The sequence below is a fragment of the Vibrio neptunius genome (assembly GCF_000967495.1).
Lineage (GTDB): Bacteria > Pseudomonadota > Gammaproteobacteria > Enterobacterales > Vibrionaceae > Vibrio > Vibrio neptunius.
Genome location: NZ_JXXU01000011.1, coordinates 35,417 through 48,776, shown reverse-complemented (window position 1 = coordinate 48,776; position 13,360 = coordinate 35,417). Strand labels below are relative to the sequence as shown.

The following is a 13,360-nucleotide window of genomic DNA, read 5'->3' as shown; positions in this document are numbered from 1 at the left end:
AATACCACGAGGCTTTAAGGATTTGAGTCAAAAATGAAAAATATTATTTACTGTCTGCTAGAGCATCTAAATAACGCTCTGCATCTAGTGCAGCCATACAGCCTGTTCCGGCTGACGTGATGGCCTGACGATAGTTGTGATCCATGACGTCACCAGCGGCGAAAACACCGGGAACACTAGTCTCAGTTGCATTACCTTCAAGACCCGATTGAACGATGATATAGCCATCTTTCATCTCTAGCTGGCCTTCGAAAATGCCAGTATTAGGTTGGTGACCAATTGCGATGAACGCGCCCATCACCTCCAATTCTTCGATAGAATCTGACTGGGTGTCTTTAATGCGAACGCCAGTCACACCCATATCGTCCCCGGTAACTTCTTCTAGAGTACGATCGGTATGAAGAATGATATTGCCGTTTTCGACTTTGTCCATCAAGCGTTTAACCAGAATCTTTTCGGCTCTGAAGCTGTCACGACGATGAATTAGGTGCACTTCTGAAGCAATGTTAGAGAGGTAAAGCGCTTCTTCAACAGCGGTGTTGCCGCCGCCTACAACCGCCACTTTTTGGTTGCGGTAGAAGAAACCATCACAGGTTGCACATGCTGAGACACCACGACCTTTAAATGCTTCTTCGGATTCAAGGCCAAGGTATTTGGCAGATGCACCGGTAGAGATGATCAACGCATCACACGTGTATTCGCTACTATCGCCTTTTAGTTGGAATGGGCGCTGGCTGAAATCAACCTCGTTGATGTGATCAAACACGATCTCGGTCTCAAAGCGCTCGGCATGTTCTTTCATGCGCTCCATCAATGCTGGCCCTGTTAGACCCTCAGGATCACCAGGCCAGTTCTCAACTTCGGTTGTTGTTGTTAACTGACCGCCTTGCTGCATGCCTGTGACGAGTACTGGATTAAGATTAGCGCGCGCAGCGTAAACCGCGGCTGTGTAGCCTGCAGGACCAGAACCAAGAATAAGTAGCTTACTGTGTTTTACGTCGCTCATTTGTGCTCCATTAGCGATGACGCTTATCAATTTCTCTCGATTGTATGGAATAGTTGCAGCTATTGAAAGCGTTAGCAAGTCACGGAAATGTAATTAATGGTTATAGATTAGAACGCAAACGATGACGCTTTTGACGCTGAATTTTCCTCTTAACTGCTTGAGCTTGAAGGCATATATCGCTGTTAATAGATAAGTCATCTGAATTTTGGAGTGACAAAAGTTTTATTCTGGCGTATTACGCTAAATATTAACTGAATATTGGTTTTAAGTTCTTATTTATTGTTTTTGATGGATGTAAGTGCTGATATTTGTTGATCTGGCGATATAAATGCGCAAATAATAATTGTGAACAAGATGTTAACCCCATATTTCAGTGTGAACATTCATTAAGGAGATGATGATGTTACCTAACCGCGAAACAACTCTGCAGCTCACTAAGCTAAGTGACAATGCTTTTGCACAGTTGGCGCCGTCTTTTACCAAGCTACCCAATACCGAGCATGCAGATGGTCAATATCGTTTGCGACGTTACTCTGTGATTCAGTTTAAAGATGGTCAGGTTATTGATCTTCAGAAAAATGAGTTTATGCAAACCGATGATATTAATCGTTTTCAGGGTAATGTCGTACGACAATTCGAGCCGATTGAAATACCGACTCTTCAAAGTGAAGGAATGCGTGAAATTTGCCAGTTATTTGTAGAGGCAAACAAGCTGATTGACGGTCAGGAAATTGAAATTCACCAAATGCGCATCTCTGCTATTTTCGATGAAACTCAGGTAGCCCCTGAAGGCGTGCATCAAGATGGGTTTGAGCATATTGCTCTGATTGGTATGGGGCGACACAACATCGAAGGTGGTGACGTGATGCTTTACAGCAGCTTCAACGAGGCACCTTTCTTCCGTAAAGTATTGCAAAACGGTGAAGTCGCTATGTTGGCCGATAATAAGCTTTGGCATAACGCGACGCCTATTCGCTCTGTAATTGAAGGTGAAGAAGGGTATATGGACGTATTTGTACTAACCGCGAAGGAAGCCGTGAATGAACTTCACTCCTAATTTGGTACGCGCACAGTTTCGTGCGCTGCAGCAAAGCCACAATGATTTGCCGGTGATGTTTCTAGATGGACCAGGCGGTTCACAGGTACCAAATGGTGTTCTGGAAGCGATGACCGCATATCTGGGCTTTTTTAATTCGAATCTGGGTGGTCACTATTTTTCCAGTGCCCACACTACAGATTTAATGAAACTAGCGAGAGAGTCCGCACAAGCACTGTTAAATGCAGAGTCGAGTGATAATATTGTCTTTGGCGCCAACATGACGTCTCTCACTTTTCAGCTCAGCCGAGCTATCAGTCGGAATTGGCAAGCGGGTGACGAAATCATTGTTACATCTCTCGATCATTATTCGAATGTCTCTAGCTGGCAGCAAGCGGCCGATGATAAGCAAGCTAAAGTCCTTCAGGCTCGAGTTAACGAGCAAGACTGTTCACTAGACATAGAGCATTTGCTATCGCTGATCAGTCCTAAGACTAAGCTTATCGCACTGACTTACGCATCGAATACCACAGGCTCGATTGTAGATGTGAAACGTGTCGTTGAAGCAGCACACAAGTTCGGAGCGATGGTTTACGTTGATGCGGTGCACTACGCTCCGCACCATTTAGTCGATGTTCAACAATTGGGTTGTGATTTCCTTGCTTGCTCTGCCTATAAGTTCTTTGGCCCTCACGTTGGGGTAGCGTATGTGGCACCTAAGTGGCTGCATGCTTTGCAGCCCTACAAAGTTGAGCCTGCAACCAATACGGGACCTGGTCGGTTTGAAACTGGGACTCAGAGTTTTGAAGGATTAGCCGGTGTAATTGCGGCAGTGAAGTATCTGGCTCAATGGGGCAACGATGGTGATGATCTCCGTACTCGACTGATCGACTCTTTCCAGCAGTTCAATCAGCATGAATCGGCGATCAGCGAACGTTTTTTGGCTCGTTTCGCAGAATTGAAAGGCGTGGCATTGTTGGGCCGTAATGAAGCCAACAGTGAAATCAGAACACCAACTTTTGCTCTAACGTTTGACCACCATTCGCCTGAAGAGATCGCTAAGAAACTTGGTAAGCGCAACATCTGTGTCTGGAACGGACACTTCTATGCGCTCGGTTTGGTTCGTCAACTCGGTCTCGAAGAATCAGGTGGTGTTGTCCGAATTGGCTTCATGCACTACAACACATTAGAAGAAGTAGATATCTTGTTTGATGAATTGAAACTAATCTTAGGGCAATAGAGTCGTCTGAGATTTTTCATCTGGCTTCTGAGTAGCGATAAAGACCCTCATGTAGGGTCTTTTTTGATCGTGCGAAAGGAATTACTCTATCTAACGGTCTGATTTCTCTAAGCAGAATGTATAAGGATAAACCGTGAATCTAACTCCGTTATCAGAGCACATTGGCGCTTTAGTTGAAGGCGTTGATCTTTCTAATTTGAGTGAGCAAGAATTTTCTGCTCTTTACCAAGCTTACCTGAAACATAAGGTATTGTTCTTTCAAGCCCAAGGAATGACACCGCAGCAGCAGATCGGGCTAGCAAAGCGTTTTGGTGATTTGGAGCCAGTACACCCGTTTTTTCCTCACCTAGATGATGAAGAACAGGTGGTTGTGATTGAGACTTCTCCCGGTAATCCCCCCGGTGAAAGCTATTGGCACACAGATTTAACCTGGCAGGCTACGCCGTGCCGTTGTTCTATCCTGCAAGCACAGCACTGTCCTCCACATGGAGGAGACACCATCTGGACATCGATGGAAGCGGTATGGTCACGTCTAACGCGTGATGAGCAACAAGCTTTACAAGGACTCACGGCGACACACGGGCTGCATGCGTTTGAAGGCAGCCGTTATGACTCCGTTAATGAACAAGGGGAGAGCCGCGTTGCAACAGTATCTAAAGGCTACCCGCCGGTTAAACATCCTCTTATTGTCCGTCATCCGGAAACAGGTAATCTGACCGCATTCGTCAATGAGCAGTTTACCCTGCGTATTAACGAGCTAGAAGAAAGAGAAAGTCGAAAATGGCTCGACCAACTATTTGCTTTAGCGCGACAACCTGAACATCAGGTACGGTTTTCATGGCAGCCGGGCTCTGTTGCCATCTGGGATAATATCTGTACTCAACATTTTGCTGTGACTGATTATGGCGATCAACCGCGTCGACTTCACCGTGTAACGGTTCGTGGCTTAGACTTGCTGCCAGCTTAAACCAGACCCCACTGAGCGCCGCCTAGTTTCTTCCGTATACGCGCGGACGCTCAAAGCGATAGAAACCTTGTTGCTCTTCTTTTTCGAGTGTGGAGGCCTGCTCGCCAAAATAGTCGATTCGAAGTTGGGTCAGCTGACTGTCCAGCTCTTCACCGGATAGACTAGCCAATAGTGCTTGCCTTTCTCCCATATATTGATAACCAATTTGCCAGCGAAGCTCATTGTCTCGATCTTGCTTTGCCGCTTTTTCGATTTGTGATTCGCTATAGCCCAAATCTCTGCGGATACTGGCTAGCTGCTCTGCTCGTTGGTAGGAAGACATGTTGCTCAAATCACGTTGAACAGAATCTAAACTGAAGAAAGTGCTTGCCATCATCGCAGGGCTAAGGATTTTGCCTCCAGCATGTTCAACAAAATTGGTTTCAATCGTGGCTTTAAGTGAAAAAAGCCGCTGGTTGATTTCCATATCATAAGCGCTGTTGAGTAGTTCAATCGATTTTTGCGTATCGGCAATTCTTTGCTCTCGTTCAGCAAGCTCTGCAGACCATATGATATCGGCGTCATCGCCAAACAGCTCACGCCGTTTTGCCCATACTGCTATTTGCTTCTCTTCAAATGTCATTGTGAGTAGAGGCTTCATTTCCGAGAGTAGCCATTGTTCATAATCCTCCATCAAAGCGATTTTCTCAAAGATCATGTCTGCGTATTCCGGAAAAGCTTGTTTGATCACCTCATTAAAAAGGAAGGGGGATTGGTCCGGATATGTTTCTGTTAGATAGTCTCTGAAATCACGCAAGCCAACTTGAATTTCGATCCGATTAACTCGATCACCTAACTCCTTTTGCAATTGAATCGCGAGGCGATCGGTAATGTTTGCAGCTTCCTGTTCTTCTTTGATTTTGGTTTGGCCGGATAATTGTGCTTCAGTATTATCCTTATTGTTGTACGCTGATATGACAACAGGAACAGTGTTGATACCGATAGGCGCAAACCAAGCTCCTACCCCTGCAATGGCACATACTGCGGAAGCCCACACCCACTTACTCATTGTTTTCTCCTTATCAGATATCCATAGCTCACCGATGGTTGACCACCGGTGAGTGTATTGAAGCGACTAGATTACGGCTTGAAGGTAAGGCCAGATTAGCTGCGCCAGTTTTTGAGAGCCCGAAGTTGTGGGATGAATATTGTCCGATAGGACATCGTCTGGTGTGATGTGAGGTCTAGGGTCGACAAACTGACAGGATACTGTGGTGTTGGTACAAGCGTCAGCAAGTCGGGTATCGCCAAAATCGATAGCCTGATGAAGATTTTCCTTATCGCCCGTGGTGTAGTAGTAACCCAGATAGATGACCTGTTGTACACCATCTTGGTCCATTTCGTTGAGTAGATTAACGGTTTCCACATAGACATCATCAACCAAGCTTTTACATTTGCTGCTTAGCTCTGGGCGGTACCAAGTGGTTTTACATTTGTGAGGGTCAAAGATGGCGGCGGGCAGTAGGATGTCGTTACCGCCTCCATCCATCACAATAACATTGATATTGGAGTCATCGCTTTTGGCATCCTGATATTGCTCAACAACTGGCTTGGCAACAATTCCTCCGCTCAGCTTAGCGCCACTTAAGGTGTAATCACGGAACGTGGTATTAGCCATTTCAGGTCCCTCAAGAAATTGTTGCAGTTCTCCTGAAAGGTCAAAAATGGAATCTCCTAAAGTAATGACATCGTTGCGTTCAGCCTCGGTTACGTACGGATTACCTGCACAGCCTGCAAGGGCAGCGACTAGAGCCGCGGTGGTCACAGTTTTAAATAGAGGTGAAGAGCCAACTTTACTGTTCTTATAAATGGTTTTCATTTTTCTTCTCACTAATAGATTGACGTCACGCACTTAATTGCGCTCAGATTTAATCTAGTCGGCATATTGAAAACTTTCAAAGTATTGAAATAAAACACATTTAATGACAATAGTCTCATTTATTTGTTGGGAGCGATGCATTGCGTGTAGTTGATTAAAAAGGCAACATCGAAGGAAGAAAAGGGGCGTAGATGAGTCCATTCATGTGAAATTGACTATCGACAGAACAGTTTACCAGTTATATTCCGCATAAATAAAAAAACAAAAAGTATTTCTATTATGAAGAATATCCTGATTTTGGTCGTCTTACTGCTGACAGCTTGTGCTCAGCAAACGACTAGCATTCCCATTGAGAAGAATACCAACTGGACGTCTGGTCAGTTAAACAACGGGTTAAAGTATCACATTTATCCGATTGATACCGAAGCCTTGTCTCTTCGCTTGTTTATTCATGCAGGATCTCTCGAAGAAACCCCAGACCAACTTGGATACGCTCATTTTGTCGAGCATATGGCATTTAATGGCAGTAAAAACTTTACCCCTAACGAAGTCATTGAACTGATGGAAAAAACGGGTGCGAGTGGGCACGATGTCAATGCTTACACTTCATATGAGGAAACGGTTTACACACTGAGTTTACCCAATCAAGATGAGCTCGATAAGGCGATGCTTTGGTTAAGAGATGTTGCCAATCGCGTTACATTCTCGCCTGATGAAGTTGAACGCGAAAAAGGCGTTGTACTTGCAGAATATCGCCGCAGGGCCCCAGAAAACCGGTCTTTCTACGATAAAGCTTATGAAAACAGTATTAAAGGAACGCCTTATGAGGGAAAGGCGGCGATCGGTACGCCAGATAGCATTCAAAACGCGACATCTCAATCGCTCAAAGCGTTTTATGATACTTGGTATCAGCCCCAATTGAGTGAGCTAATTATTGTAGGTGACATTAAGCGCGAAGATGCCAGAGAGCTGATTAAAAAAATGTTCTCTGATTGGCAATCGACCAGTGACTCTCAACCTCCTGTTCGACCAAAAGCGAAGATCAATAAAGGTGATTTTGTCGCGCAAGTTAACATTGGTGAACCGTCTGTGGCCGGACTAACATTCTACCTTGGTGATGATGTGCTGCTAACGAGAGAAGATCTTATTGAGTATTGGAAAGACAGTATCGTTGCGCGACTTGTATCAAATCGCTTGGATGCCGTTTACTCAGAGCATGCACTACCGTTACGCGACTTCGATTCCAGCATATACACTAGCGTGGATGAACGGATATACGACGTATCTATTGCATTCGCTCCACAAGACAGAGATACCGTCCAGCCTTTGTTTTTTAGTACTTTGGCGTCACTAAGGGACCATGGTGTGAGTTCGGGGGAATTCGATGTTGTGATGGCGGGGTATCGCAGTAGTCGTAAACATGCTGATGATGATTGGTTTAAGCGTGGAGCAGAAGCTTTTGCTGAAGACAGAACGTACCAACTGGCGGAAGGCGAACCTTCTCAATCTTTAGCTGACTATAAGCGCAGCCTCGATCAGCTGCTAGCAACAACCAGTCTTGATGATATTAATCAACATGCGAGAAATATGCTATCTTATTCATATGATATGTTCGTTGGCACTGATCAAACAGAATCAATTGAGCAAGCGAAGCAAACTCTACCAGAGTGGAAAAGCATGTATGGAATGCCTGGTGTTACCAGTAATCGTATCACTACAGACGTAGATGGGCTAATTGAAGTGGAGTCTGTTGACCCATTACCTGCCGCTATCGATGGGAAAAATGGTGAACTAACCTGGTCCTTGGAGAACGGCATCGATGTGTTGTTCGATCCTGAAAATGACAGCGATTTTGCCCACATTGTTTACATGTCAGCCGGCGGTAAAGCCGTATTGGATAGGGAACTGCTACCTGCATCTCAACTTCTGCTTGCAACGATCATCAAGAGCGGTGTTGGTCAATTTAATGGGGTACAGCTAAAAACGTATGTCCGCAAAAATGACATTGATGTGCAAAGTTACATTAATGGCACGGAACATGGTTTCGAAATTAGTGTACCTACAGATCAGGTCAATGATGCCCTAAAACTTCTATACAACGTAATGACATACCCCAAGTTCAGTGAACAGCAGCTTGACGTGTTGAAGAAGGAATACTCTGATGAACTTATGTCTTACGTCAAATCTCCACTTGGCCAGTGGTATGACGCCATTGAGAGTAATACCTACGCGCAGCAAAGTGTCTATTTTCCTACCACAGCTCATGACTTTGAAAGCGTAACGGTCGATCAAGTTCAACAAGTCTATGATGAGCTATTCAGGAAATCACGAAATAGTAAACTGGTCATTGTGGCTGGTTTAGATTCAGCGCAGGTTGCAGAGGGTGTGAAGAATTTTGTTGCGACCATCTCACAGGAAGAGGCGCCAATGCCATCTTATCGGGTGAATTATAATGATCGCCCTGACAGCAAAGTTAATCTGGCGATCAACAATGAACAAAATAGCCGTTATAGGTTACGTGCCATCAACAAATCGGCTCGGGTTCAGGATGCAAAACTGGTATTAGTTGATAAAGTTATTCAGCGTATTCTAGCAAGACGATTGGATGCGTATGTGCGTGAAGAGCTCAGTTTAGACTACGCTCCAGATAGTTACTATTCTACGGACTACAATGAACCTGCAACAGATTGGACGCTCGAAGCGCAAGTAGCCGCAGAGGATCTGCCCAAGGTAGAGCAAGCTATCGACAAGGTTATTCAAGAACTCATTGCTGAAGTTACCCAAGAAGAATTTACTATCGCTAGGGAACAACTGGATGCGTATCTCAAAGACACGATCAACTACCCCTCTGATGTCGCTTGGTTCCGTGCTTTAACTTTGGTGAACGGTTTTGGTGAGGAAGCCTTTACTCAGGCAAGAGAGATGGCAAAAACCATCATGCTAGAAGACGTGAGAGTCCGTATCGTTGAATCATTTGGTCAAGGTGCAGAGAAATACAAATACATACTTAGTCCCCTCGATCAATAAGCCTTCGCACTTGAAAAAGCCCTTTCATTGTTTAATGAAAGGGCTTTTTGATTACATCAGGGTATCCTTGGATCAAACGCTGACTTCGACTTCGTAGGAAGTGAATTTACGGATGTTGATAACACCAGTATCAAAAATCATATACTGGCCTTTTATCCCCTGTAAGAGCCCAGTGACTTCAGGGTTCTTATCAAAGTTATGCGATGTGATTTTTGTTGGGTGCTGTAAAACTGGGTAGCTGATGGACGTGATATCAGCGTTGAGTATCTCAATCGCATCATCACCGAACTGATGTTTTATCTCAGCGATTTTGTCTTCAACCAACGGCAATAGCTCTGCAAACTTCTCTTCAAGCGGCATTGGCTCGCCATCTTCTTTCAGCAAGGTACGCCAGTTGGTTTTATCTGCAATGTGCTTAGCCAGTTCAACTTCAATCAGGCCAGAAATATGACGAGTTTTGACTTTGAATATGGGGAGACCTTGGGTTGCCCCTTGATCGATCCAACGAGTCGGGATTTGGGTATGGCGAGTAATCCCTACTTTGAGGCTGGATGTATTTGATAAATAGACGAAGTGGTCAACCATACAGTTCTCTTCACCCCACTGCGGTTCGCGACACGTACCTTGGTCGTAGTGGCAGCTCTCTGGTTTCATAATGCACATATCGCAGCTGGCGAGTTTTTTCATGCATACAAAGCAGTGACCTTGGGAATAGCTCTTCTTGGTTTTCTTGCCGCAAGCGCTACAAAAAATGTTGCCCGTGTGGGTTAGGGTAATGCTCTGACCGATGAAGGGTTTAAGATCGACGAGTTCTTCGCCCACAGGAAGACGATAGTGGACCTCACCATCTAAGGAAGCACGCATTTTGTTTAGCGTACCTTTTGCGATTAAAGACATGACATTGCTCTTTTTTAATATTCTTCAGCTCTTGTATCGATAAATGTTTTATTTAAGCTGATTCACTCGGCATTCAGTGTAGCAGAGAATTTCGACTGGCAATATGAATACCTTGGTTGCCCAGCGATCGTTGGATTTTATGATGGATTTATCGACGACTATTGTGGGAGTAGTCGCAATGTACAGGCGCGTATGTTGTCTTTATCGCCAATACAATTCGCCTGCCGTGAAAACACGATAACGCAATTCAAGGTAAGTAGTAATAGGTAACTATTGATGCCACTTTATGGTGGCTTGTTCGAAGCTTACAGGCTGATTTAAGCTCAGAACACCACCTGGTGCTTTGGGTTGGGACACACTCTTAATTGTGAACGAATATAAACGAGCGCCAGATACTCAAATTCAATTTGTTGTCAGTGATTCTAGGCTACGTTGGGGATTAGCGTCTTCTATCGTAGTTGATTCACCATTGTCGGTTTGGATGGGCTCTTTGGGGCCAAGGAATTTAGGTTTTGCGCGTGTGATATAAAGATCCAATACAGCTTTAGCTCTTGCAAACACTTCCCTTAGCCTGATCTTATAACCAGAGTGTGCTGATGGGCCTGGAACCGCAAAACACTTGGCATTGATATTATGAAAGTTAGCGATAAACAAGGCTCGTTCGCAGTGAAATTTCTGAGTAATGATCAAGAAGTTGTCGGTATCAAAAATTTCCTTTGCTCGAACTACTGAGTCAAGAGTTCGAAAGCCTGCATAGTCGAGGTATATATGATTCTCAGGAACGTCTGCTTTGAGCAAGTCTCGTTTCATAGTCCAAGGCTCATTGTAAGAGCGATGGGCATTGTCACCGCTTAACAAGAAATTATCGACTTTTTCACTCTGATACAAAGCTATTGCCGCACTGATACGATTGGCGTAGTAATCATTAAGGATTTTTCCTAAATATTTACTGGTTCCCAGTACAACGGCAACGTCGAAATTACCGATTTGCTCTGGACTTGTATAGAGCTGATCTTTGGTTTGATGGGAGACCCAACGATCAATCAAGAACAGAGCAATAGTCGCACAGATAAGCAAAAATGGGATCAAGCGAAGCCCCTTTAGCGCGTAGGCCAAATAATGGTCAGAGGGTTTAGGTCTGTGAAAGAGTCTTCGCACTAAATTTGTCGATTCCGTTGTGCCCATGAGCCAATCAATACAAAGCTGACAATAATAATAGTGAACATGATGCCAGCGTCCATATCGCGTAATGTCCGAGCGAGGTAAGGGGTTACTTTGACAATGATTAAGCCGTAACCAAAAGCGTTAATCAAGATAAATACGACGGTTCTGAGTACAAAGTTGTGGTTTCTCAGTGTTCTTCTCAATAATGTGTTTATCTCACCGCCCGCCATCACCAAAAAGCAGGCAATCAGCGCTGTGGATATTTCAGTTAAATATGGAAATAGATATTCCCCCGCTGGGGAAAAAAATTCAAAAATCATCATATATAAAAAGCCCCTGCTACCAGGGGCTGAATCAATAAAAAGTTAGAATGAAGTACGCTTGTAACGACGGTAAACTGGCTGCCAGAAGTGGTTTTCAATCGCTTCTTCCAGTGCCTCGTCAGTAATCTCTAGCGCCACGCCTTGTTTAATTGCCTTCTTCGCTACAGCAAACGCAATCTTCTTCGAGACTGAGTGGATCGCTTCCAGAGGAGGCAATAGTGGTCCTTGACCATTGATTGCCAATGGAGAGCAAGTGGCCAGAGCTCGACTTGATTCCATCAGCATTTCGTCAGTCACGCGCTTAGCCTGTACTGCAAGCACGCCTAAGCCAATCCCTGGGAAAATGTAGCTGTTGTTACATTGTGCGATCGGGTAGGTTTTGCCATCATGAACGACAGGATCAAATGGGCTACCAGTCGCCACTAATGCTTCACCGTTAGTCCAGCGAATAATGTCATTTGGCGTCGCTTCAACTCGGCTAGTTGGATTCGATAGTGGGAACACGATTGGCCTAGCGCAGTGTTTGTGCATCTCTTTAATGACCTCTTCACTGAACAGGCCCGGGGCGCCAGAAACACCAATAAGAACAGTAGGTTTTGCGTTACGCATAACATCAAGTAGTGAATAGCCACTGCCTTCTGCTTCCCAGTCGTCAGTGTTGATGTGTTTCTGTACTAAGCGTTGCTGAAAATCAAGTAGATTTGGCATGCCTTCCTGTAGCAGACCCCAGCGGTCGACCATGTAAACCTGAGAGCGTGCTTGCTCGTCAGAGATTCCTTCCGAAACCATTTGGGCAATGATAGCTTCTGCAATACCGCAGCCTGCAGAACCTGCACCAAGGAAGGTTACGCGTTGTTCTGACAATTGTGTGCCTGCTGCTCGACATGCTGCCAGTAGAGAACCGACAGTGATAGCCGCCGTGCCTTGAATGTCATCATTGAAACAGCAGATTCGGTCTTTATAGCGCTCAAGCAAAGGCATTGCGTTTTTCTGTGCGAAATCTTCAAATTGAATTAACGCATCAGGCCAACGACGCTGAACTGCTTGGATGAACTCTTCAACAAACGCATCATATTCAGCGCTTGTAATACGCGGATGACGCCACCCCATGTACATTGGGTCCGCAAGTCGCTGAGGATTATTAGTACCGACATCTAGTACGATAGGCAGCGTATATGCTGGGCTGATACCACCACAGGCGGTGTACAGCGCAAGCTTACCGATAGGAATGCCCATGCCACCGATGCCTTGGTCACCTAGGCCCAGAATACGTTCGCCATCGGTAACAACAATCACTTTAACATTGTGGTTGGATGCATTGTTAAGAAGATCATCAATGCGATCCCGGTTTGCATAAGAAACGAAAAGGCCGCGACCACGGCGATAGATGTTTGAGAAGTTCTCACATGCCGCACCCACTGTAGGTGTGTAGATGATTGGCATCATTTCTGAAACATGGTTCTGCACTAGGCGATAGAACAAGGTTTCGTTGGTATCCTGAATGTTACGTAGGTAGATGTGTTTATCCATATCGCTTTCGAAGTTGCGATATTGTTGGTAAGCACGTTCCACTTGTTCCTGAATGGTTTCAGTTGTTTCTGGTAACAAACCTTCGAGGTTGAAAGAAGCTCTTTCTTCTGCTGAGAATGCACTTCCCTTATTGAGAAGAGGCGTACTAAGAAGCGCTGGACCAGCGAAAGGAATATATAAAGGGCGTTTGTCGTTATTCATTACTTGCCTTGTTGTAGGGTATTAAGGAACGGGAACCAGAAAATGATAGGGATTAGTGACCATATTGTAAACCGAATATTCCTGCATTCTGGCACAGATTAGTTATATACT

11 protein-coding genes are annotated in these 13,360 nt (G+C 44.9%); 4 read left to right on the top strand and 7 right to left on the bottom strand.

Annotated features, from left to right (window positions below; genetic code table 11):
• Nucleotides 1–43: 43 nt before the first annotated feature.
• Nucleotides 44–1,006, bottom strand: coding sequence for a thioredoxin-disulfide reductase (trxB, locus tag TW84_RS04380; RefSeq protein WP_045974460.1), 963 nt, complete (start codon nt 1,004–1,006; stop codon nt 44–46).
• A 397-nt stretch (nt 1,007–1,403) separates the two neighbouring features.
• Between trxB and TW84_RS04375 the strand changes: the two genes are divergently transcribed.
• From TW84_RS04375 to TW84_RS04365, 3 genes are all read left to right on the top strand, one after another.
• Entirely contained in the window at nt 1,404–2,063 is a 660-nt protein-coding gene (locus TW84_RS04375) for a 2OG-Fe dioxygenase family protein (RefSeq protein ID WP_205622460.1), read from the top strand.
• A complete protein-coding gene (locus TW84_RS04370) occupies nt 2,047–3,282 on the top strand; it encodes a cysteine desulfurase-like protein (RefSeq protein WP_045974458.1) in 1,236 nt (411 codons plus the stop codon). The genes TW84_RS04375 and TW84_RS04370 overlap by 17 nt, the downstream gene beginning before the upstream one ends.
• Nucleotides 3,283–3,415: 133 nt before the next feature.
• Nucleotides 3,416–4,249 (top strand): TauD/TfdA family dioxygenase, encoded by an 834-nt coding sequence (locus TW84_RS04365; protein WP_045974457.1) that lies wholly within the window; start codon nt 3,416–3,418, stop codon nt 4,247–4,249.
• A gap of 22 nt (nt 4,250–4,271) precedes the next feature.
• Here TW84_RS04365 and TW84_RS04360 read toward each other — a convergent pair whose 3' ends face one another.
• Nucleotides 4,272–5,297, bottom strand: a complete 1,026-nt coding sequence (locus TW84_RS04360) for a hypothetical protein (protein WP_045974456.1) — start codon at nt 5,295–5,297, stop codon at nt 4,272–4,274.
• Between the two features lie 66 nt (nt 5,298–5,363).
• Entirely contained in the window at nt 5,364–6,107 is a 744-nt protein-coding gene (locus tag TW84_RS04355) for an SGNH/GDSL hydrolase family protein (RefSeq protein ID WP_052707881.1), read from the bottom strand.
• Nucleotides 6,108–6,386: 279 nt separating this feature from the next.
• Here TW84_RS04355 and TW84_RS04350 point away from each other — a divergent pair, with 279 nt between their 5' ends.
• Entirely contained in the window at nt 6,387–9,134 is a 2,748-nt protein-coding gene (locus TW84_RS04350; RefSeq protein ID WP_045974455.1) for a M16 family metallopeptidase, read from the top strand.
• Nucleotides 9,135–9,206: 72 nt separating this feature from the next.
• Here the strand turns inward: TW84_RS04350 and TW84_RS04345 are convergent, their stop codons facing one another.
• The 4 genes from TW84_RS04345 to TW84_RS04330 form a co-directional block, all read right to left on the bottom strand.
• Nucleotides 9,207–10,031: a DUF2797 domain-containing protein gene (locus TW84_RS04345; RefSeq protein ID WP_045974454.1), complete on the bottom strand. Its 825-nt coding sequence runs from the start codon at nt 10,029–10,031 to the stop codon at nt 9,207–9,209.
• Nucleotides 10,032–10,433: 402 nt separating this feature from the next.
• Nucleotides 10,434–11,189, bottom strand: a complete 756-nt coding sequence (locus TW84_RS04340; RefSeq protein WP_045974453.1) for a SanA/YdcF family protein — start codon at nt 11,187–11,189, stop codon at nt 10,434–10,436.
• The gene (locus TW84_RS04335) at nt 11,189–11,518 is read right to left on the bottom strand and encodes a DUF3392 domain-containing protein (protein ID WP_045974452.1); all 330 of its coding nucleotides are present in this window, start codon (nt 11,516–11,518) and stop codon (nt 11,189–11,191) included. The genes TW84_RS04340 and TW84_RS04335 overlap by 1 nt, the downstream gene beginning before the upstream one ends.
• Nucleotides 11,519–11,560: 42 nt before the next feature.
• Nucleotides 11,561–13,249, bottom strand: a complete 1,689-nt coding sequence (locus TW84_RS04330; protein WP_045974451.1) for an NAD-dependent malic enzyme — start codon at nt 13,247–13,249, stop codon at nt 11,561–11,563.
• Nucleotides 13,250–13,360 lie beyond the last annotated feature (111 nt).